The 22873-nt window shown below is 42.6% G+C and carries 19 protein-coding genes; 14 read left to right on the top strand and 5 right to left on the bottom strand.

The features are described from left to right. Nucleotides 1-52 precede the first annotated feature (52 nt). The 3 genes from K339_RS0116900 to K339_RS0116890 all read left to right on the top strand — a co-directional run bounded on the left by K339_RS0116900 (nucleotide 53) and on the right by K339_RS0116890 (nucleotide 4615). Entirely contained in the window at nucleotides 53-358 is a 306-nt protein-coding gene (locus K339_RS0116900) for a Dabb family protein (RefSeq protein WP_028524650.1), read from the top strand. Nucleotides 359-426: 68 nt separating this feature from the next. Next, nucleotides 427-1293 carry a sugar phosphate isomerase/epimerase family protein gene (locus K339_RS0116895; RefSeq protein ID WP_028524649.1) on the top strand — a complete coding sequence of 289 codons (867 nt, stop codon included), beginning with the start codon at nucleotides 427-429 and terminating at the stop codon, nucleotides 1291-1293. A 52-nt stretch (nucleotides 1294-1345) separates the two neighbouring features. Next, the gene (locus K339_RS0116890) at nucleotides 1346-4615 is read left to right on the top strand and encodes a glycosyl hydrolase (protein WP_037300835.1); all 3270 of its coding nucleotides are present in this window, start codon (nucleotides 1346-1348) and stop codon (nucleotides 4613-4615) included. 455 nt (nucleotides 4616-5070) lie between these two features. Here K339_RS0116890 and K339_RS0116885 read toward each other — a convergent pair whose 3' ends face one another. Then, entirely contained in the window at nucleotides 5071-5802 is a 732-nt protein-coding gene (locus K339_RS0116885; protein WP_028524647.1) for an NUDIX hydrolase, read from the bottom strand. A 168-nt stretch (nucleotides 5803-5970) separates the two neighbouring features. Here K339_RS0116885 and K339_RS33965 point away from each other — a divergent pair, with 168 nt between their 5' ends. The 4 genes from K339_RS33965 (at nucleotide 5971) to K339_RS0116865 (ending at nucleotide 11121) form a co-directional block, all read left to right on the top strand. Next, the gene (locus K339_RS33965) at nucleotides 5971-7464 is read left to right on the top strand and encodes a glycosyl hydrolase family 79 N-terminal domain-containing protein (RefSeq protein ID WP_037300832.1); all 1494 of its coding nucleotides are present in this window, start codon (nucleotides 5971-5973) and stop codon (nucleotides 7462-7464) included. A 91-nt stretch (nucleotides 7465-7555) separates the two neighbouring features. After that, entirely contained in the window at nucleotides 7556-9688 is a 2133-nt protein-coding gene (locus K339_RS0116875; RefSeq protein WP_037300829.1) for a PKD domain-containing protein, read from the top strand. Between the two features lie 141 nt (nucleotides 9689-9829). Next, nucleotides 9830-10198 (top strand): hypothetical protein, encoded by a 369-nt coding sequence (locus K339_RS0116870; RefSeq protein WP_028524645.1) that lies wholly within the window; start codon nucleotides 9830-9832, stop codon nucleotides 10196-10198. Nucleotides 10199-10311: 113 nt separating this feature from the next. After that, a complete protein-coding gene (locus tag K339_RS0116865; protein ID WP_028524644.1) occupies nucleotides 10312-11121 on the top strand; it encodes an SDR family NAD(P)-dependent oxidoreductase in 810 nt (269 codons plus the stop codon). A gap of 10 nt (nucleotides 11122-11131) precedes the next feature. Here K339_RS0116865 and K339_RS0116860 read toward each other — a convergent pair whose 3' ends face one another. After that, nucleotides 11132-11515, bottom strand: a complete 384-nt coding sequence (locus K339_RS0116860) for a winged helix-turn-helix transcriptional regulator (protein WP_028524643.1) — start codon at nucleotides 11513-11515, stop codon at nucleotides 11132-11134. A gap of 29 nt (nucleotides 11516-11544) precedes the next feature. On the opposite strand from K339_RS0116860, the gene K339_RS33960 reads away from it, so the two are divergent. Both K339_RS33960 and K339_RS33955 read left to right on the top strand, forming a co-directional pair. After that, a complete protein-coding gene (locus K339_RS33960) occupies nucleotides 11545-11883 on the top strand; it encodes a Rossmann-fold NAD(P)-binding domain-containing protein (protein WP_229598756.1) in 339 nt (112 codons plus the stop codon). A 111-nt stretch (nucleotides 11884-11994) separates the two neighbouring features. Next, entirely contained in the window at nucleotides 11995-12882 is an 888-nt protein-coding gene (locus K339_RS33955; protein ID WP_229598755.1) for an NADP-dependent oxidoreductase, read from the top strand. A gap of 48 nt (nucleotides 12883-12930) precedes the next feature. On the opposite strand, the gene K339_RS0116845 is transcribed toward K339_RS33955, so the two are convergent. Together K339_RS0116845 and K339_RS0116840 are read right to left on the bottom strand one after the other, a co-directional pair. Continuing rightward, entirely contained in the window at nucleotides 12931-14046 is a 1116-nt protein-coding gene (locus K339_RS0116845) for an ATP-binding protein (RefSeq protein ID WP_211243815.1), read from the bottom strand. Nucleotides 14047-14180: 134 nt separating this feature from the next. Further along, nucleotides 14181-14912, bottom strand: a complete 732-nt coding sequence (locus tag K339_RS0116840) for an NUDIX hydrolase (protein ID WP_028524641.1) — start codon at nucleotides 14910-14912, stop codon at nucleotides 14181-14183. A gap of 294 nt (nucleotides 14913-15206) precedes the next feature. On the opposite strand from K339_RS0116840, the gene K339_RS0116835 reads away from it, so the two are divergent. The 5 genes from K339_RS0116835 (at nucleotide 15207) to K339_RS0116815 (ending at nucleotide 21983) form a co-directional block, all read left to right on the top strand. Continuing rightward, nucleotides 15207-16073 (top strand): ThuA domain-containing protein, encoded by an 867-nt coding sequence (locus K339_RS0116835; protein WP_028524640.1) that lies wholly within the window; start codon nucleotides 15207-15209, stop codon nucleotides 16071-16073. A 43-nt stretch (nucleotides 16074-16116) separates the two neighbouring features. Next, nucleotides 16117-19314, top strand: coding sequence for a PQQ-dependent sugar dehydrogenase (locus K339_RS0116830; protein ID WP_028524639.1), 3198 nt, complete (start codon nucleotides 16117-16119; stop codon nucleotides 19312-19314). A 24-nt stretch (nucleotides 19315-19338) separates the two neighbouring features. Further along, nucleotides 19339-19719: a hypothetical protein gene (locus K339_RS0116825; RefSeq protein WP_028524638.1), complete on the top strand. Its 381-nt coding sequence runs from the start codon at nucleotides 19339-19341 to the stop codon at nucleotides 19717-19719. 490 nt (nucleotides 19720-20209) lie between these two features. Then, nucleotides 20210-21508 (top strand): Spi family protease inhibitor, encoded by a 1299-nt coding sequence (locus K339_RS0116820; protein ID WP_028524637.1) that lies wholly within the window; start codon nucleotides 20210-20212, stop codon nucleotides 21506-21508. A gap of 10 nt (nucleotides 21509-21518) precedes the next feature. Beyond that, nucleotides 21519-21983, top strand: coding sequence for a hypothetical protein (locus tag K339_RS0116815; protein WP_157607628.1), 465 nt, complete (start codon nucleotides 21519-21521; stop codon nucleotides 21981-21983). A gap of 30 nt (nucleotides 21984-22013) precedes the next feature. On the opposite strand, the gene K339_RS0116810 is transcribed toward K339_RS0116815, so the two are convergent. Beyond that, nucleotides 22014-22865 (bottom strand): UbiA family prenyltransferase, encoded by an 852-nt coding sequence (locus K339_RS0116810; protein ID WP_028524635.1) that lies wholly within the window; start codon nucleotides 22863-22865, stop codon nucleotides 22014-22016. Nucleotides 22866-22873 lie beyond the last annotated feature (8 nt).

Raw genomic sequence — 22873 nt, 5'->3', positions numbered from 1 at the left:
AAAGAACGTAATAAATCAAATTGGCCCTAAAAAACACTACTTACCTAAAATTATGCTTCGACATTCAGTGATTTTAAAATTAAAGTCTTCGCTTACCGAATATGAAAAACAAGCGTTTTTTGAGGCTGTTGATGCCCTTGCCAGCATTCCTTATGTGCAAAAATTTGAAGTGTTAAAACAAATCAGCCCCAAAAACAAATTTGAGTACGGAATTTCGATGGAATTTGATTCACAAGAACACTACGATACTTACTCAAATCACCCACAACACGTCGCCTTTGTAGAAAATTTTTGGATGCAAAACGTAGAGGATTTTTTAGAGATTGATTATGTAACTGTTCTAACCCCAAGTCTTTAGGTTGGGGATTATAGGTAATATGAGTGTAATTGTGGGCTTTAGCCCTGACTTTGTTAAAACAAGATGCAATGAAAAGTAAAAAGTTAGTAACCTTCATAGTCGTTGGAGTAGTAGCTGCGCTATTTTCGTTAGGGCTAAATGCGCAGTCGAAGCCCAAAAACACTTCTGTTGCCAAAAACTGGAAACTAGGCGTGGCGCTTTATACCTTTAGTACCGCATCATTTCCCGAACAACTGGCCTACGCCGACAGTGCTTCCTTAAAGTACGTGGAAGGGTTTGTGTTTGCCAAAGCAGGAAAAGAACTCCAAGACTCTGCGCTATTTCGGCTTTCGCCGTCGGGGCTTCAGCATTTGAAAAAGCAGATAGCTGATAAAGGGCTTAAAATGGAGTCGATTTATATCATTGGGGGTAAAACAGTAGCCGATTGGAAGCGCGATTTTGACATAGCCAAAGCCTTTGGAGTCAAATACGTGACCGCCGAACCACCCCGAAACTTGTGGAACAGCGTGGATAGTTTGGCGGGTGCTTACGGGGTAAAAGTGGCTTTGCACAACCACTGGAAGGGAAACAGCATTTATTGGCATCCCGACTCGCTATTAGCCGCGTTGGAAGGGCATCCCAACTTCGCGGCTTGTCCCGATTTGGGGCACTATCCAAAATCGGGGATAAATCCAATTCTTGCCTTGAAAAAACTGCAAGGAAAAATCATTGGAATTCACCTAAAAGACATCGCGGAATACAACAACAATAAACTCCAAGATGTGCCTGTAGGGACGGGAGCGATTGACTTCCCAGCAGTTTTTGACGAATTGAAAAGCCAAAAGTACAATGGATATATTATGATTGAACGCGATACCAAAGAGAAGCCGTCGAACCTTTCCTCGGTGAAGCAGACGGTCAACTTTTATTATAAAACGCTAGCCATACCCCGCTGAGGTAGGCAGCTATTGTGCGTCACTTTTTACCAACAACTCTAATTGAATAAGAATGAAAACGAAAATTCAATCTGTTCTAGCCTTGCTACTCGTATCGAGTGTAGGAGGTTATGCCCAAGACAAAACTCAGTTTCAAATACCGCCCAATTCGGCCAAACCGCGTGTTTGGTGGCATTGGATGAACGGAAATATATCTAAAGAAGGTATCCAGAAAGACTTAGAATGGATGCAGCGCGTGGGTATCGGCGGGTTTCAAAACTTTGATGCCAACTTGTTTACGCCCGTCGTGGTGCCAAAGAAGCTTGTCTTTATGACGCCCGACTGGAAAGATGCCTTTAAGTTTACGACGCAATTGGCCGACCAAAAAGGACTCGAAATGGCCATTGCGGGTTCTCCTGGCTGGAGCGTGACGGGCGGCCCGTGGGTAAAGCCCGAAGATGCCATGAAAAAATACGTTTGGACTGAAACGCGGATTGAGGGCGGTAAACCATTCTCAGGAAAATTGCCCCGACCTTCGGACATAACGGGAAAATATCAAAATGTTGAGATGGGGGCAGGGGGACTCACGGGGGGATTTGTGGGTGAAAAACCTAATTTTTACCAAGATGCGTTAGTGATTGCGTATCGACTGCCCAGTTCAGAAAAAATGCTGGTAGAATTAACGCCCAAAGTGAGTTCGAGCGGAGGAAGTTTTGCGCTGAAAGAGCTGACAGATACCGATTTAAGTAAGGCGGTTTTGTTGCCTCCAATGGCGGTAGGTCAAGAGATGTGGATTCAGTACGAATTTGAAACCCCACAAACGTTTAAAGCTTTTTCAGTGGCAGGAGCCAACGAGAGTGCATTGTCGGAGTTTCGGGGAAATCCTGAAAACCGAACGTTGAAAGTAAGCGACGACGGAGTGAATTTTCGTGAAATTGCCAAAGTATCAGGAAGTACCGTTCCTTACAACACCGTAGCCATTCCTTCGACCACGGCGAAATACTGGCGGATGTGTTGGAAAACCCTTGCTCCTGCTCCCAATATGTTTGCTGCGATGGCAGGTCGTCCTGCCGAAGAGCCTAAACCTGAAGGGGTTCACGTGGCCGAATTTGTGTTGCACAGCAGTAACCGTATCGACCAGTTGGAAGATAAAGCGGGTTTTACGCCTTGGAGAGAAAACAGCTCCCTACCCACCAATGGGGGAACTGATGCGAATGCTGTGAGCCTGGATAATATTATAGATATTACCGACAAAATGTTACCTGATGGTACTTTAAATTGGACTCCTCCTGCGGGGGCGTGGGGGGCGATCCGTCTCGGGTATTCATTAACAGGCCGCCAAAACCACCCAGCTTCGCCCGAAGCGACTGGTTTAGAGGTAGATAAATTGGATAAAGAGGCTGTTCGGCGTTATATTAATACCTATTTGGACATGTACAAAGACGCCACTGCGGGTTTGATGGGGGCTAAAGGGCTAAATTACATGGTGTTGGATAGCTACGAAGCGGGACACATGAACTGGACCAAAAGCTTTCCTGATGAGTTCAAAAATCGCCGTGGGTATGACCTTCGCCAGTGGGTACCTGTTTTGACGGGCAGGGTTGTGACGTCGTTGGAAGCCAGCGAGCGCTTTTTGTGGGATTTTCGTAAAACGATTGGTGAGATGATTGCCGAAAACCACTACGATGTGATTGGAGAAGAGTTGAAGAAACGCGGCATGAAACGTTATACCGAATCCCATGAAGGTGGACGGATTTATTTGGCCGACGGCATGGACGTAAAACGAAATTCGGACATTCCGATGTCGGCCATGTGGACGCCAGGAAGTTTGGCGGGTGGTAACGACGAAGAGGTACGGAGCGAGGCAGATATTCGTGAATCGGCTTCGGTGGCCAATATTTACGGTAAACCCATTGTAGCGGCAGAATCAATGACGTCGGTGGGAAAACCTTTTCAAGAATACCCTGAAAAATTAAAAAGAACTGCTGATTTGGAAATGGCGTCGGGTTTGAACCGATTTGTGATTCACACTTCCGTTCACCAACCGCTCGATGATAAAAAACCTGGGTTTTCACTTGGGCCATTTGGACAGTATTTTACCCGCCAAGAGACGTGGGCCGAAGCGGGAGGAAAAGCATGGATGTCGTATTTGGGGCGTAGTTGTTATTTGCTTCAACAAGGCCGCAACGTGGCGGATATTTTATACTACTACGGTGAAAACAACAACGTGACGTGGATTAGTCGTGAAAAATTGCCCTCAATTCCAGCGGGTTATGAATTTGATTATGTCAATTCTTCCGCACTTTTAAATGCCATTAAGGCTCAAAATGGTAAACTCGTGGCGCAAAGCGGCAATACGTACAGCGTGTTGGTACTGGATGAATCAGCGAAACTGATGACCTTGCCTGTATTGAAAAAAATCCGTGATTTGGTAAAAGCAGGGGTAAAAGTAGCGGGTGCGAAACCCGTAAAATCGCCAAGTTTGGCCGATAATGAGGTTGAATATCAACAGATAGCAAACGAAATATGGCCCTCTATCATCCCCACCGTCGCCGTCCCGACAACGCCCGACGTCATTATTTCAAATGCCCAAAATAAAATCCTGTACCGCCACCGTCAAACGGTGAGTCAAGACATCTATTGGTTAAACAATAGAAGTGCAGACGCCACCGAGGCCGAAATCAGTTTCCGTGTGTCGGGCAAAGTGCCTGAATTGTGGAATCCAGAAACGGGTAAAGTCGAAAAGATTAGCTATCAAATCAAAGAGGGAAGAACCATCATCCCACTCCGACTTGAATCTTGGGGAGCCATGTTTATTGTATTTGGAAATGCTACCTCGCAGCAAGCGTACACTAAACCTGCAACTACTGAAACCACCGTTTCTTCTCTCTCAACCCCTTGGAAAGTGAAGTTTAACGATAAAAATGTGGTTTTTGATAAACTGACTTCATGGAGTGAAAATGCAGATACTGACGTGAAATATTTCTCAGGTACAGCCACTTATGAAAATAATTTCAAAATAAACACCCCCATCGGGGGAAAAGGAGCTGTTATACTCGATTTGGGCGATGTTAAAAATATCGCGGAGGTCATTGTGAACGGTAAAAACGTAGGAACTGTTTGGAAAAAACCGTTTAAAATCGACATTACTTCGGCGGCCAAAGAAGGTGATAATACCCTTCAAATCAATGTCACCAATAACTGGGTCAACCGTCTTGTGGGGGATGCACAGCCCGATGTGAAGCAAAAAACAACCTTCACGACCATGCCGTTTTACCGAAAAGATTCACCTTTGATTCCTTCAGGATTAGTAGGGGAAGTGAAGGTGTTGCAAGTGAAATAATCAGCTTAAACGCATTAAAAAAAAGCCTCAGCGAGGCTAAATCTTAGTAGAAAAAAAGGGGTAAAGGCCATCCCAAAGCCCCATCGGGGTGACATCTTTCACCGAACGTCGGCCGCCCAGATGGGGTTTTGTGGGGGATTTGATTTATTTTTCTACGAAGATTTAGCTCCTCTGGAGCAATGATTCCCTCTCTATATTTTAATGCGTTCAACCTTTGAAATAATAGAAAAACCATGAAGTGTGCCAGAAAACCTTATTGACCTGTGAATACATGGACAATCTTTTGATGCACAATAAAGGCAAAATGGCCTTAAAGAAGCCGAATTAGGTTCACATGTAAAAATCATGAAGGGTTATTTCGTGGTCTATTTCTTCCGTGCGTCCTATCATCATTTTTGTTTTATAGCTAGCGAAATGTGTAACAAAAATACCACATTTCGCTGGCTATAAATCGTTTATTCTTTCCTAAACCGATACAAATACGGGGCTTTGTTGGCAGCTCCTGTAAATTTCTTTTCGAGGCGTTCGAGCACGTCTAAAGAAAGAATCATTTTTTGGAAATTGGTGCGGACAAAAGTTTTTCCACTAATGGCTTCATACACTTCTTGTACCTCTTTCATAGTAAAGGTGTCGGGCAGTAGATTGAAGGCATTGATTTTTTCATCAATGTGGCTTTGAAGTGTTTTTAGGGCCTCATTGATAATTTCTTCGTGATCCATAATCATTTGTGGCAAGTCATGAATACCGTACCATTCGATTGACTCATCCAAGTCCGTTTTTTGTGGAATAACTTTATTTATGTCCACCAAAGCATAGTAACCCACTGAAAGAAAGCGCTTGGTAAACCAATCGTATTCGGTGGTGTGACTTGCACTTTTTTCGCCAAGTTTGTCGAAATTTTGCTGAATCAGTTTATCCAGAAATTCTTTACTACTTCTATTGGCTCGACCAAATACCTTGAATTGTTCCAAGTAAATTGATTCTATGCCCGTTCGCTCTCGTAAAATACGGTGTGCGGCGTCATCTATATCTTCGTCCTGAAATACAAATCCGCTGGGTAAGGCCCAAAAGTCTCCTTTGAAATTGATTTTTGGGATTAATACTTGTAACTGCTGCTCCGAATACCCAAAAATGACGCAGTCGATGGATACCTGTGGGATGTAATTTTGTTGACTGGGGCTCTTCATATCTTCTATTTATTCCTCAAATGAAGGTTGTTGGGGAATTGTACTGCAAAGATATATTTTTGAATAAAAATTATTGTATAAAAAATATACAATAAAAAAAATTATTCAATACCTTTGTTCTGTTAATCACCCAAAACCTAGTTTGTAGCCTTGTAAATTCTTACGTTGATGCAAAAAAATCAGTGGTACGTACTTACGATTATTCTCGCTTGTTTGACTTTCGGTGCCAAAGGTCAGTCCTTGCTTCATTTGAAAGACCTGAAAATGGTTGGTAAAGTGGACGAACGTTTTCAATCTTATAATATAGAAATGTGCGAAGTGATTGGTGGCGACTTTTGGATTCCTTACAATCTGATTGATTCTGTCCGAAAAACCACCAACAAAAAGGGGATTGACGCTCTAAAATGGAAAATCGAACCGATTAATTTATACGAAAAGAAACTTCGGAACTTAGCGTCGGCCTTGGGATCAACGTATGTCAGGGTAAGTGGTACGTGGGCAAACGCCGTTTATTTTCAGAACAACGACGAACAGAAAATGACCCAGCCACCTGCGGGTTTCAAAAACGTACTTACCCGCCAGCAGTGGAAAGGAGTGCTTGACTTTTGTAAAAGTGTGAATGGAAAATTGGTCACTTCTTTTCCCATTAGCGACGGAATGTACGACAAAGCAGGCGATTGGACTCCGACCCAAGTAAAATCCATTCTTGAATACACGCGGGCAGTAGGAGGAGAAATAGCGGTGGCTGAACTATTTAATGAGCCTTCCCATGCCTCGCACGGTGATGCACCAAAAGGGTACAACGGCGCACGATTTGCCAAAGATTTGGCCGCTTTCAAGGCGTTTGCTGCCCAAGAAGTGCCCCAAATGAAAATTATTGGCCCAGGTTCTACGGGTGAAGGGATACTGCCATCGGGGTTGGATTTGTCGGTGGATGAGCTCCTAGCTACTACGCCCAAACCTTCTTTTGAGGTGTTTACGTACCATTATTACGGCATGGTATCGAGGCGCTGCATGGGCGGCCAAAAGCCCGAAAATGCCTTGTCGGCCGAATGGCTTAGTCGAACGGAGAAAGGGTTTGAATTTTACCAAAAAGCCCGTGATAAATACGTTCCTGATGCGCCCATTTGGTGTACCGAAACTGCCGAGACGGCTTGCGGAGGAAATCCGTGGGCGGCGACTTATTTGGATACCTTTCGGTATTTGGAACAACTCGGCCGTCTGGCCAAAAAGGGAGTACAAGTAGTAATGCACAATACCCTTGCTCGCAGTGAGTATGCACTGCTCGACCACGACACGCACAATCCTCGTCCAAACTATTGGGCGGCACTGCTGTGGGGGAAATTCATGGGGACAGACGTATATGAGGTAGGTAGCTTAGAAGCTGGCGTTGATGTGTTTGCGCATAATTTAAAAGGTAAAAAGAATGGAAAAGCAGTACTGATTTTGAACACCAATGACAAATCTTCTTCGGTAATTATTCCAGCAAGCGCAAAGCAATATACCCTCACGGCCGATGAGTTGATGACCAAAAAAGTGAAGCTAAATGGGGTGGAATTACGACTTAATGGCGAGGAAGTACCTGCGATTACTGGAAAAAAAGTAAAAAAAGGAACAATCGACTTACCTGCCCATAGCATTATGTTTTTGACGTTTGAATGAGAAATATAAAGAAATAGTCGTAAGCCTTGGAATGCTGATGACGCAGATGTTTCAACGCAGATTTTCATTGTCCCGAAAAATAATTTCCAAGATGAAAAAACAAACCTTCAAATTATCATTGGCTTTTTGTGTTTGGTTGTTTTTATGGGTAGGCTATTGCCATGCTCAAAGCGGCTTGGTACAACAAAGCCAAGAACTGGCAAAAGCCTTTTCTACCAAAGATACCCTTTTCAAAACCCCCTACATTGACATAGACGAATGGCGAGAAAAGCCTGTCAAACATCGTTATGTACACGGAGGCTTTAAAGGAACTGAAACTCGTTTTTCTTTCTATTTCCCCACCAAAGAGGCTTACCAAGGGCGTTTTTTTCAGTACATCACGCCTTTTCCTGACAATGAATTTTTGTCGCAAGGAGCAACGGGTGAAGACGATAAAATAGGTTTTTCTATCAGTAGTGGGGCGTATTTTATCGAAACCAATGGGGGAGGAGCCGTAGATTTTGCCAAGCCCATGGCCAATGACCCAACCATTGGAGCATTTCGGGCCAATGCCGCTTCAGCCGCTTTTTCGAGAGTGGTGGCTACGGCTGTTTTGGGAGGCGGGCGGCCTTTTGGCTATGCTTTTGGCGGAAGCGGTGGTGCGTATAGGACTATCGGTAGCATCGAAAATACCGACGGAGTTTGGGATGGCGTAGTGCCTTACGTGTTGGGGTCGCCGATGGCCATTCCCAACGTATTTGCCGTAAGGATGAACGCCATGCGAATTTTGGATAAAAAATTACCTCAAATCATTGATGCACTCGATGCTGGTGGAAGTGGCGATATGTATGCAGGGTTGAATGATGAAGAAAAAGAGGCATTGAAAGAAGCCACCAAATTGGGTTTTCCGCCGCAATCGTGGTTTGGCTACAAAACAATGGGTATTCACGGCTTTATAGCTCTGTATCAAGGTATGCGAATGGCTGATGCTAAGTATTTTGATGATTTTTGGAAAGTGAAAGGCTACTTGGGTGCCAATCCGACAGAGTCGCTGTTGAAGGCACGTTTGCAAAAAGCAAGTAAAATCAAGGCAAATATTACCTCAGACGAAGCCGTAAAATTGGGCTTAAAAGAACCCGAAACGGCAGGTCATAGAGGCTCGGCAGACTTGGCTTGGAAAAGCATGGGTGGCGTAGAAGGACAAATGCCTGTGGCTTTCCAAATTGAACACATACTGCCAGATGTCAATTTTATGGGCGGTGACTTGGTTATAAAATCAGGTGCGGCGGCTGGAAAAACCATTCAATTAGCCAGTGTTTCAGGAGATAAAGTTGTTTTTGGCCCTGTTGACATGAGCGTGTTGGCAAAAATCAAGGTAGGCGATGAAGTTTTTGTTGACAATTCTAACTTCTTGGCGGTACAAACTTACCACCGTCACCAAGTGCCAGGCAAAGAATACAAAGCGTGGGATCAATTCCGTGACGGCGAGGAGAAACCACTCTACCCACAACGCCCCATGCTGTTAGGCCCTTTGTTTACCAGAGGAGCAGCGGGGGTGTTACCTACGGGTACATTCAAAGGCAAAATGATTCTGCTGTGTTCGCTCTGGGACAGAGAAGCATTTGCGTGGCAAGGTGATTTTTATCGGGATAAAGTAAAAGCCAATTTGGGCGATAAAACCGATGACAATTTTAGACTCTGGTACACCGACCGCGCCTTACACGGCGATTTGTCGAAACAGGAATTTCCTACCCGTACAGTGAGTTATTTGGGTGTATTGCAGCAAGCTTTGAGAGATTTGAGTGCATGGTGTGAGAAAGGAATCGGGCCAGCCACTTCTACGCAATATAAAGTTGAAGACGGACAAGTGATAGTTCCTCCAATAGCATCAGAACGCAAAGGTATTCAGCCCGTTGTGAATCTTACGGTCAAGGGAACGAAGAAAGCGACGGTAAAAATGAGCCAAAAAGTTGAAATGACGGCAGTTGTAGAAGTGCCGCCGCATACGGGTAAGATCGTGTCAGCTGAGTGGGATTTTGAGGGAGCAGGGACGTTTCCTGTTAAGCAAAAAGAGATTGTTTTTGACGAAAAAGCAGGCCGTGCTACGCTAAAAATGACGCACCAATTCTCGAAATCTGGCACTTATTTTCCCACATTGAGAGTGGCTTCGCAGCGAGACGGCGATGCTCAAACACCCTTTGCTCGTATTCAGAATTTGGACAGAGTGCGAGTCGTAGTGAAGTAAATTTAACCCTTTTAATTTCTAACCAAACGTAGCCTTGGTCAGACGGTAGTCAGACCACAACTTTTAGCCGTCTGACTATCGTCTGACAGCTGTTTAAAATATACACTAAACAACCGTGGCGACGTATAAAACGCAAACACAATGAAAAAAGCAAGTATCATTCTTTTCGTGTTCTTTTTCGGAATCACCCTTCAAGGGTTTTCTCAAAGTACAGCTCCTACGGATTTCTATGCGGGTAAATGGGAAATTGCAGTAAACGGCACCCCCCGTGGCGACATCGTTTTCAAAACCAATTTGGTTCGTAAAGATGGTAAACTTACGGGTGAATTGGTCACAGATGATAACAAACGCCCCATCACTAAGATTGAAGAAAAGGACAAAACACTGGTGATTTATTTTGAGTCGTCGCAAGGGGGTGAAATTTCGATTGACCTAACCAAAGTAGATGACAACAATCTCAAAGGCATGTTGATGGATTTTACCGCAACGGCCAAACGGGTGAAGGAGTAGTAGAAAATCTTTACCACAAAGATCAATAAGAAAAGCACGGAGTACGCAAAGAATAAAGCTTTGAGAACTTTGTGCTTTACTTAGTGTGCTTCGTGGTTACAAAATTCAAAATCATGCAAGTAAGCAATAGAGTCATCGTCGTGACGGGCGCAGGAAGTGGAATTGGGCGGGAACTTAGCCTTCAATTGCTCAAGAAAAATGCCAACGTAGCGGGCGTTGATATTCACGAAAATGCGTTGGCTGAGACCCAGCAAATCGCAGGGGTAGGCGATGACCGATTCAAAAGTTTTGTGCTGGATATTTCGGATAAAATCAAAGTAGATGCGTTACCCGAGTTAGTCATAAAGCACTTCGGTGCGGTGGATGGAATCATCAATAATGCAGGAATCATTCAAAAGTTTATTCCTGTCAATGATTTAGCTATCGAAGACATCAACCGAGTGATGAACGTTAATTTCTTCGGTACGCTGTATTTGACCAAAGCATTTTTACCGCATTTCCTGACGCGTCCTGAAGCGCATATCGTCAATATTTCGAGCATGGGCGGCTTTATTCCTTTTCCTGGACAAACGATTTATGGGGCAGCCAAAGCTGGGGTAAAACTCCTCACCGAAGGTCTGTATGCCGAGCTCAAAGACACAAATGTACACGTTACGGTAGTACACCCAGGCGCCATTGCGACTAACATTACCGAAAATTCTGGACTTGGAAAACCCAAAGTGGAAGCCAATGCGCAACAAGCAAAAATGGCTTTGCCCGCCTCCCAAGCTGCCGAAATCATCATCAAGGCCATGGAAAACAATAAATACCGAGTTACGGTCGGTAAAGATGCGACGATGCTCGACATCCTCTACCGCCTCAGCCCACGATTTGCGACGAATTTTATTGGAAAAATGATGAAGAAAGCCTTGAAAAATGGGTAGATAATTGTTTTTACCCTCCGCCCTTCAATGTTTCAAAGCCAAGTTCTATAAACTTGGCTTTGTCTTTTTTCATCAATGCCACCATCGCTTTTCTATCTTCAGGTATTGTGAAATATTTATCGGCCCACAAGTTGATTTCTACCATGATGGGCAATAAATCAATTCCTTTTTGGGTCAATTTATACAATACTTTGGCTTTGCTTTGAGGGTGTTCCAATTTTAAGATGAGCCCGTTTTCTTCCAATGCCTGCAATCGGGCAGCTAAAATATTGGTCGCTATTTTCTCCCCTGATTTTAAAAAATCGCCATACGTACATCCATTTTTGTCCATTAAGTCCCTGATTATCAACAAAGACCACTTGTCACCCCAATGCCGCTTACTATGGTGCTTCAAAACATGCCTTAGAAGGATATTTTAAAGCGTTGAGATTTGAGTTAAATGACTTCAATATCAAGGTGGCAATGGTTGAGCCTATGGCCTTCAAAACCAATCTGTTAAGTGGCTCGGTAGCAGTGGCAGGCAAAATAGACGACTACAACACGTATCGCAATAAAATAGCCGCATTCGCAAAGGATTTATTTGAAAATGCCCCCGAACCCACGCCCGTTATTGACACCCTCGTCAAATTGGTGGAAGATAAAAACCCCAAATTCAGTCATCCTGTTGGGAAAGGTGCATCGGTTTTTCTAGCGATTCAGCATTTTGCCTATAAAACATTTGAAAACTCAATCATTAAAAGTATTAACAAGGCAAAAAAATGAGAGCATTCACAGTAAATCGCTACGGAAAAAAAGAAACATTGCAACTTATTCAAGATCGCAGAACCAACCCCAAAGGATAGCGAAGTAGTCGTTCAAGTCTATGCTTCGGGCGTGAATTTGTTGGATTCCAAAATTAGAGATGGTGAGTTCAAACTCTTATTGCCTTATAAAACCCCCTTTGTGTTAGGGCATGATGTGGCAGGTATCGTTACAAAAGTTGGCCCAAAAGCAAACAAATTTAAGGTTGGCGATGAGGTGTACGCACGTCCTGCCGACTTTCATATTGGTACTTTTGCTGAATACATCGCTGTCGATGAGCGTGACTTAGCACCGAAACCTAAGAACCTAACCATGGAAGAAGCGGCTTCTATTCCATTGGTGGGTCTGACCGCTTGGCAAGCGCTTGTTGAAAAAATGAATATTCAAAAGGGGCAAAATATATTCATTCAGGCAGGTTCGGGCGGAGTGGGCACATTCGCTATTCAGTTGGCAAAACATTTGGGAGCTTTCGTGGCTACTACCACAAGTGCTGCTAACAGTGATTTGGTGAAAAGTTTGGGGGCTGATGTGGTAATTGACTATAAAACACAAGATTTTGAAACGATACTAAGTGACTACGATTTTGTGCTAAATAGTCAAGATACCAAAACACTGGAAAAATCTTTGAATATCTTAAAACCCAATGGTAAAGTTGTTTCCATTTCGGGTCCGCCCGATGTCGAATTTGCCAACGAAGTAGGTTTGTCTTGGTTTGTTAAAATAATCATGCGTTTGCTGAGTTTTGGCATTAAAGAGAAGGTAAAAAAACTGCATCTTAATTATAACTTCTTGTTTATGAGAGCAGAGGGCAAACAGTTGAATGAAATCACAGCTCTAATAGAAGCAGGAAAAATTCGCCCAATTGTTGATAAAATTTTCCCATTTGAGCAAACCAACGAGGCGTTGGCTTATGTCGAATCGGGTCGTGCAAAAGGGAAAGTAGTTATTAAGGTGAAATAAATTACCTGTTAAAAAAGAAAATGGATTTATCTATTTTGGTTTGATGCTCTACAGTGGAATATCCCTCAAATTTTTCCAACTCAACACTTGTGCACTACTACGTTTTTGTACTTCGTCGCCGCCGTATATCAAATAACTTTCGGTGGGTAGCGAGCCAGATAAGGCTTGGAAATAGGTCAGCCCGTCAAAAAAATGATTGCTAATAGTTCGGCTTGATTTGATTTCTATGGGCAACAACCGACCGCCTTTATCAAGCAACAAATCTATTTCATGAGAACCAGAAACGTTCCAGAAGTAGTTTTTAGGAGATAAGTTTTGGTTGAGTTGGTTTTTGAGAATTTCATTGATAACAAAATTCTCAAACAAAGCTCCTTTGGCAAAATGTCGATTGAGGTCTTCCACATGGCGAAGATTGAGCAATGCACAAGCCAAGCCCGTGTCATAAAAATAAAGTTTGGGCGACTTGACGATGCGTTTATTGAAATTTTGGTGATATGGACGAAGCGTGTAAACGATGAAGCTGGTTTCCAACACACTTATCCACCTATTGACCGTTTGATACGAAACACCAATCATGTTGCCGATGTCTGATAAATTGACGAGTTGTCCAATGCGCCCCGCACAAATTTCGAGAAATTGACGAAACGTACCCAAGTCGCCGACATTCAGAACTTGACGAACATCCCGCTCAACGTAAGTGCGAAGATAATCTTGCAGCCAAGTTGTGGGGTTTAGGTCGAGGTCATAAATACGAGGATAAAACCCTTTCAAGATATAATCTTCGTAAGTGGGCAAAGCAAAGTGGGTCTGCTGAATTTCTGCCAAAGAAAATGGCAATAAATTGAAAATCGCAACTCGCCCAGCCAAGCTTTGGGCAATACTGTCCATTAATAGAAGGTTTTGTGAACCTGAAATCACATATTGGCTTGCTATTTTTTCTCGATCGGTTATCACCTGAATGTACGAAAGGAGATCGGGAGCATATTGAACCTCGTCAATAATGGCTTTTGTTCCAATATGGTGAAGAAAGCCTTTGGGGTCAGATAGAGCAAATTTTCTAAGTTCAATATCTTCTAAATTCTGATAAGTGTGGTTCGGAAAAAGCTGTTGGATGAGGGTTGATTTACCGCTTTGGCGAGGGCCTGTTACAGCAATAACGGGCATTTTTTTTGCTGATAGATTTATTTTTTGGCTTAATTCTCTGATTATCATATATTTGCAAATTAGATATTTAATTTCTATTTCGCAAATATAACGTAATATTGAAACAATACCGAATAGCTCGTAGTAATCTAACTTTACAACTCCTTCCTAAACCGATACAAATACGGCGCTTTGTTCTGCGCCCCCGTAAACTTCTTTTCGAGGCGTTCGAGCACGTTGAGGTCGAGGATTTTCTTTTGGAAGTTGTTGCGGGCAAAAGGTTTGTCATAAACCGCCTCGTACAATTCTTGTACTTCACGCATGGTGAATGTTTCGGGCAGGAGGTTAAAGCCAATGAGCTTTTGGTCAAGGTTTTGACGGAGCGCCTCGAGCGCGGCAGCGACCATTTCGTTGTGGTCCATAATCATCTTGGGCAACTCTTTGACATTGTACCAACCCACGGAAGCATCAAGCATTCCTTTACGGGGGCTTACTTTATTAATATCCACCAAGGCATAATACCCAATCGAAACAAAGCGTTTGGAGAGCCACTCAAAGCTACTTTCGTCTAAAATACCTTTTTCTAGCCACTCTTCCTTCATGTTGTTGAAACCCTCAAAGATTTCGTGATTGATGCGAGTCGGTTCCCCAAAAACGCGATATTGTTCTAGGTAAATATCAGTGAGTCCAGTGCGCTCTTCTAGAATACGTTGAGCCGCCAAGTCGATGCTTTCTTCTTGCCTGATAAATCCCCCAGGCAACGTCCAGACGGGTTGATTGAGGTTAACTTTGGACACTAAAACCTTTAATTCTAATTCTTGATAACCAAAAATAACACAGTCGATAGACAGTTGGCGAATAAAATGGTCTTCGTCGAATAACTTCATGGGGCGTGGTTTTAGGAATTATGAATTGGTAAATTTCAAATTAGGGATAAATACACAAACTAAGCATGAAAGTTACACTTTTGACAGGCTTTCGAATAATATACGGCTTCAAAAAGCTCATTTTCATTTATCCCTATATTTTGCCGTTTGTAAAATATAACTCTTCAAAGACAAAATAATGCAAAAATTATTGTCTTTAAAATAGACAATAAAAATTTTTATTCTATACCTTTGTTGGGTCATACTTCTAACGTATTCGTAACCAATACCTCCATTCGCCAAAAAATTACCTCAATGAAAAAAATCATCAAAATTGTACTGGGAGTCATTGTTGGCCTCGTGGTGCTATTATTCGCCGCTGGTGGGATATTCATGTATAAAGTAAAAAATGGATTTCCCGTATCTTACGAGACCGAAGCGCCTCAAATTACTTTTCCAACGGGTCAGCCTGCCATCTTACTTTTTTCAAAAACGACTGGCTTTCGTCACGGAGCGTCGATTGATGCTTCTAAACCTGTGATTGCCGATTTGGCCAAGAAAAACAATTGGTATCTGTATGAAACGGAAGAAGGAGGGGTGTTTAACGCGGAGCAACTAGCGAAATTCAGCGTGGTGGTGTTCAACAATTCGACGGGCGAAGTGATTAATGACGAGCAAAAGCGAGTGCTGGAACAGTACGTCGAAAACGGAGGTAGTTTGATGGGGATCCACGGTGCGGGCGATGATTCACACCACTGGGATTGGTACGAAAAACATTTATTAGGCGCGAAATTTTCGCACCACCCGCTCGACCCTCAGTTTCAGATGGCCGATATTTTACTCGATGCGGCTCCCAAAGACAGCCTTTTCAGTACGTTAGCACCGAAATGGTCTAATTCGGACGAGTGGTACGTATTTTTTGAAAATCCCCGCAAAAAGGGCTTTAATATCGTATATACCATCAACGGTGAAAGTATCAACCCAAGTGGAAATATGTTGTTTGTGTCCACCAAAAACTTTGGCATGGGCAAAGACCACCCTGTGGCTTGGTACAAACAAACAGGCAAAGGCAAAACTTTTTATACTTCAATGGGGCACAACGAAACCGCTTGGCAGAATACCAATTTTGTAAAATTGATTGAAACAGCCTTGCAGTGGAGCTCAAAAAAACAACCTCAGTAAGAATTTAACCTATCAGTAACTCTTTTAATTATTGTACTAATTTATGAAACAAGTAGCTAATAAGGGTAAGTGGGTGTGTACGCAAGCGGCAGTGATGTTGCTTAGTACATTTCACTTGATGGCCCAAGCCCCAAAAGCCAGTGAGGCGAAGGCCGCTAAAGTAACGGATGTGAAGGAGGTGCGCCCTGAGGAAAACCGCTTCACAAAAGTGGTTTTGGAAGAAAAACTGGATGAGCCGATGGAGTTGACCGTCCTTGATAAAGACAGGGTATTGTTTATCCAACGAAAAGGGGAGATTCGCCTGTACAACAACAAAACAAAACAGCTGAAGACCATTACAAAACTGCCCGTCAGCTTAAAATATGTCAACCGCGAAGGGAAAGAATCGGTGGCGGAAGATGGCGTATTAGGACTAGGAAAAGATCCTAATTTTGCTCAAAATCAGTGGATTTACTTGTACTATTCGTCAACAAAAGGCTCGTACAACGTGCTTTCACGCTTTACCATGAAAGGCGATGAGTTGTTGATGGATTCGGAAAAAGAAATGCTGAAAGTGGAAACCCAGCGCGAAGAATGTTGCCACACAGGGGGCTCTATCGACTGGGACAAAGCAGGCAATATGTACTTAAGTACGGGAGATAATACCAACCCACACGCTTCCAATGGATATAGTCCAAGCGACGAACGCCCAGGCCGTAGCCCGTGGGATGCCCAAAAGTCAAGTGCCAATACGAACGATTTACGAGGTAAAATTCTCAGAATTAAGCCTCAAGCGGACGGGACTTACACTATTCCAGAGGGAAATCTTTTCGGTCCCCCTGCCCCCAATGGGGGAGCTCAACAAAAATGGTCAGCGACAAATCCACCCCCATCGGGGGACGGGGGGCTGAGTCGTCCCGAAATTTACACCATGGGCCATCGTAACCCATTCCGTATCTCGGTTGACCAAAAAACAGGAAAATTGTATTGGGGAGACGTAGGCCCTGATGCTTCTAAACCAGACCCTAACCGTGGCGCGGCGGGTACGTGCGAGTTTGGGCAAGCATCCAGTGCTGGAAACTACGGTTGGCCGCATTTTGTGGGAAACAACCAGCCGTACAACAAATTTAATTTTGAAACAAAGCAATCAGGTGAAAAATGGGACGTGTTCAAGCCCGTTAATAACTCACCCAATAACACAGGATTGGTACAGTTGCCACCTGCTCAAGGCGCTATGATTTGGTACAGCTACGCCAAAAGCGAAGAGTTCCCGCTGTTGGGGGCGGGCGGTTGTAACCCCATGGCTGGACCTGTATATAACAAAGACAGATTTGCCAAAGCCGAACGCGCATTCCCGAGCTACTACGACGGTAAGTTTTTTGCCTACGAGTGGATGAGAGGCTGGATTATGGCGGTAAGTTTTGATAAAAACGGAAACTACGCGTCGATGGAGCCATTTATGCCAAGCTATAAATTCAGCAACCCCATGGACATGGAGTTTGCCGAGAATGGCGACTTGTACATGCTTGAATACGGTTCGGGTTGGTTTACGGCCAACGACGATGCGCGGTTGATACGTATAGAGTACAACGGCGGGAATCGGAAGCCAAAAATTGAGATGGTCGCCAACCAAATGGGTGGTGCCGTGCCGTTCAACTTGAAACTTTCTTCAAAAGGAACGTCGGATGCGGATGGTGATGTGTTGAAATATACGTGGAAAATTACGTCAAAAGCGGGCTTTACTAAAGTAATCACTACGCCAGACGCGAACCTTACGCTTGCGAAAGCGGGAATTTACAAAGCCACGTTGACGGTAGATGATGGAAAAGGTGGAATCAATTCGCAGTCGATGGAAATTACGGCTGGAAACGAGCCTCCTGTATTGAGCCTTGACATGCCTAAAAGCAATAAGTCGTTTTACGTTTCTAACAAACCGTTTAACTACGACATCAAAGTAAACGATAAAGAAGATGGTTCGTTGGGCAAAGGCATCGAGGCCGAAAATGTGGCAGTGAGTATTGATTATCTTGCAGAAGGCTTTGATAAAAACATGATTGCCATGGGACACCGTTCGGCGGATGCCAATGCCTTGGTGGCGACGGGTAAAAAACTCATTCAAGCCAGCGACTGTATGGCGTGCCACAGTGTTGATAAAAAATCAATTGGCCCAACTTACCGCGACGTAGCCAAGAAATACAAAGGTGACAACACCGCAATGGAGCGTTTGACCAAAAAAGTGATTTCGGGTGGAAGTGGTGTGTGGGGTGAAACTGCCATGGCTGGACACCCACAACTTTCTACGGGCGATGCTTCCGAAATGGTGAAGTATATTTTGAGTATTTCGGACGAAAAACCAAAGTCATTGCCAGTAAACGGTACTTACCTTGCCAAAGCACCTGCGTCGGATAAAAGTAAAGGTGTATATATCGTTCGGGCAGCGTACGAAGATCAAGGGGCAAACGGCGTACCTGCGCTACGGTCTGAGCAAACCTTCTTCCTTCGTAATTCGAAAGTGGATCCTCATACGTTTGACGAATACAACGAGGTCAATAAGATGTCGTTTGGAGGTAATAACCTAGCGATTCCTTCAAAACCAGGGGCTTACATGGGTATGAAAGAGGTCGATTTAGAAGGAGTAGCTGAAGTAGTTTTGTTGGCGACAGCGCCTAAACCTCAGGTAAATGCAGCGGGTGGATTGGTGGAGTTACGCCTTGATTCTCCCACGGGAAAATTGATTGGTAAATCGGAGTTTCTGGAGCCTTCAGATAAAATGGACTTTACGCCAAAAATGCTTAAAATTCCAATTGCTGAACCTGTTAATGACCGCAAATTACACAATGTATATGCCGTATTCCAGAATCCCAAGGCTGATGCCGCTACGTTGATGGTGGTGATGGGAGCGGAGTTTAAACTGCCAAGTATAGAAGCCGTGGAGGTAGAACAGCCCAAAGAGGCAGCGGCTCCTGCCGATTTTTATGTTGGTAGCTGGGAGACGACAGTGATTGGTACGCCACAGGGCGATGCCGTGATGTTGTTGAATTTGGAACGAAAAGACGGAAAATTGACGGGAACCATCAAACCTAAAACGGGCGATATTCCTGCCGAAACCCTCGAAAAAGTAGAAGAAGCTGACGGAAAAATCATGATTTACTTCAAAATGTCTGGTTTCAATATCAACGTGAACCTTGAAAAAGTGGACGCTGACAATTTGAAGGGCTCAATGATGGGCATGTTTACCACCAAAGCAACTCGTAGAAAGTAACTTTTAAACTTAAATACAACTCAAATGAAAAAGACAATTTTTTTAACGCTCGCCTTCGTTGTTGGAATCGCTGTTCAAGGCTTTTCACAAACCGACAAACCTGCTACTGATTTTTTTGCGGGAAAATGGGAGATTTTGGTAGAAGGTACTCCTAACGGTGATGCTAAATTTGCGACAGAACTCGTTCGTAAAGACGGAAAACTGAAGGGTGAATTGAAAGTGGCAGCGGGCGATGCAAAAGAGACGATTCCTGCTACTGTGGAAGAAGCGGAGGGAAAAATTACGATTTTCTTCTCGACGCAGGGCTATGATGTGAACATTGAACTGAACAAAGTAGATGACAATAACCTCAAAGGCACGCTCATGAATATGTTTGATGCGAAGGCAAAACGGGTGAAAGAGTAGTTGTTGAGAATGATGTTATGTAGTATGAGGAGGGTTGTGAGCAACCCTCCTCACCGTGGAAAGGGTTGCTCACAACCCGACGTCTGCGCCTATTTTTGCATTATTAAGAGCGTTATAAACAACACATTAAGCCCAATCGAAGCCAGCAAATTGAGCTGCATGGTATTTTTAAAATTGGCTTGCGATTCGTCGAGCCAAGTTTTACGAAACCAATCTAGGGATAATTAATATTCTTAAAGTAGTATTAAAGTTTAGGTTTTGTACATACTTTTTTGTTTTTAAAAATATACTATTATGTTCGAGGGGTCAGGTTTAAGGATATTTTATTGATTATCGAATTAAAACTTAATATTTACATAATATTGAGTTTTAATTTATTGTCTATATTTGTGAGTAATACTTTAGAAGAATGATTTAAATTTTAAAAAGACATGAATTCTGAAAAAAATATTTTCTTCATTATTTATTTGTTGATTTTTTTGCTCTTAGGGTGCGAAAAAAAGCAAATGACATTGGTGTACTTTTAGAAGATGGAAATGATTATGGATTTGAAGTTACACAGAAAGATGTAAGATTGATTAGTGAAAACTATTCGGTATTTAATTTGAATAATAAATTAAGAAACAATGTTAAAAATGCTAGAACTAGTCTTGATAGCATAAGTGGAGTTTTTCTGAATAATAAGCCTTCAAAGAAGATAAGAGAGATTAGAACGATAAGTGATGAGAATCTAGATATTTGCTTTATCGTTAATTTTGAAGAAGGTGGATTTGTAGTAGTAGCAGGAGATAAACGAGTCGTTCCAATACTTGCATATTCGGATAATAGTACATTTGGATTTGAGGATGCTCCTGGGATTAAAGATTGGATTGAATCGGTAAAAATTGGTATTAAGAAAGTAAAAAAAGAAGGTAAAAAAGACTATGACAAAGAAAAAAAAATGTGGGAAATCTACCAGAAAAAAGGTTATTTTTCATTCAATAATAAAAGAGTAACGGACGATTGTCCGACTTGTAACCAAGTATATACATTCTCTACACCGCAATTTGTAGATAATGTGGCAAGATGGGGGCAAGGTTATGGATATTCACTATTTTCACCTTCTGATGGCGGTTGTAACTCTGCCTCTGGTTGCAGTAGAAAAGCAGCAGGCTGCGGGTCAATAGCAATGGCAATGAACTATTATCAAAAACCAAATGGTACTATTTCGTTTAATGGAGATGCTGTTAGTACAAGTTATCCTATGCCAAGAATATTGTCAGTTATGAACTGTGATTATTTAATTAATTCTAACGATAGACAAGTTCCTATTTTGATTAGAAATTGTGGTGCTTTTGCTAGTAGTGGTTATGGAGTATTTGGTAATTGTAACACATGGACTTACCCAGGTAATATAAATAATGCCTTTGCCAATATGGGGTATTCAAGTGGGGGGACCTGGGATGGCCTTAGCAGCAAGTATCCAAGTGTAAAAAGTGATTTGTTACAAGGATTTCCAGTTTTGTTAACAGGAACTTTGAATAATGTAAATCTTAACGATGCTCATATTTGGGTTGCAGACGGATACTCAAAAATTCAATTTGAGTACTTAAAAAGTTACTATGAAGAATGGGGAGATCTTGTTTGTTATTGTGATTTAGCTTTGTATGAGTATATTTCATTGAACTGGGGACAGTATGGAATAAGTAATGGCTTTTATTTAGCAAATTATTCTTTTACGTACTCTTCTTCAGGGAATTCAGATACTTATGATACTTATTTAAGAGCATTGACTGGAATTAGACCATAAATGACCCATCATGAAAAATACGAAATTGATTGCTTTTTTATTTCTTTGTATTGCTTCTTGTAGAAGTAGAAAAATGATTGAAGCAGATGCTTTTGATGCTTATACTTATGCTTCTTGGCGTAAGGTTGCAGAGATTGCTCCTGATGGAAAAGAGATTATGTCTGAGGATACGAGTCAGTTTTTTGTTCGTACTTGGTCGGGTTGGACGTTATCTCAGCCACCCAAAGGGCTTGATAGTATTTCTATCCAAAATAGGGATAAAATTTTACTTAAAGATCGAGTTGAAAAAGTTGAAAAAATGGATAAAAACGGACATTTTTTGTTGATTTTAGACAAGGGAAGCCGAATAGAAATAATATTTGAGTTACCCAATAAAGGTAGCTCTAATGCGTATTTATATGTGAGCCATTTACAAAATGGAAGTATCTCAAATAATCGTTTAGATAAATATACATTTGTGAAACTGAATGAATGATTTTATTTGCTCACAACCCGACGTCTGCGCCTATTTTTGCATTACTAAGAGCGTTATAAACAACACATTAAGCCCAATCGAAGCCAGCAAATTGAGCCGCATGGTATTTTTAAAATTGGCTTGCGATTCGTCGAGCCAAGTTTTACGAAACCAATTCAGGAAAAAGACAAGCGTAGGGGCGGTGAGCATAATAAAAAATAGAAAGTGCCGATACGGTAAATAGTACCAAAAACCAACAGCGGCCAACGAGTAAATGCTCGCTGTAAACAAAAAAGTCCCCCGAATTCCCAACAGCAGGCTTAATGTTTGGTCACCTCGTTTGGCGTCTTCCTCGTGTTGGTAGATTTGGGTCATCGGGTACACCGCCCACAACATCATCGAACTTAATAGCGCAGGCAAAAGCGAGCCTGTCATGGGCAAAGGCACAGGCGAAATGGCCTGTTGGGTGCTGATATATACAAATGCCCCTTGAAAAAAACCTACGATTAACCAGCTTAAAAACGGGTATTTTTTCAAGCGAATCAACGTATGACTGTACGATTTTGACACCAATCCGTACACCAATACCGCTGCTGCAAAGACGTAATCGACCCAAATAAGGGAAATAACAACGGCCAAAATATCCATGACCCAAGCGGTATAAAATAGTTTTTTATCGACGGCGGGAGGTTTTTCTAATCCGCCAATACTGCCTTCGTCTTTGTCAAAATAACTATTGTATGCATTACTGGCTGGATAAACCAACAGGTGCCAAACGACAAAAATCCAAAGGGCTTTTGATACGTCAAAATCGCGCGTTTGGCTCAGGGAAAACCAATACACGGGCATCAAAAACAACGAAAACGGCAATCGAAGGTGCAAAAGAATGGCTTTGGGCGTCATGTAGAAAA

Source organism: Runella limosa DSM 17973, from assembly GCF_000482465.1.
Taxonomy (GTDB): Bacteria; Bacteroidota; Bacteroidia; order Cytophagales; family Spirosomataceae; genus Runella; species Runella limosa.
Note: the sequence above shows the minus strand (reverse complement) of the source record. Positions and strands in the feature narration are given on the sequence as shown.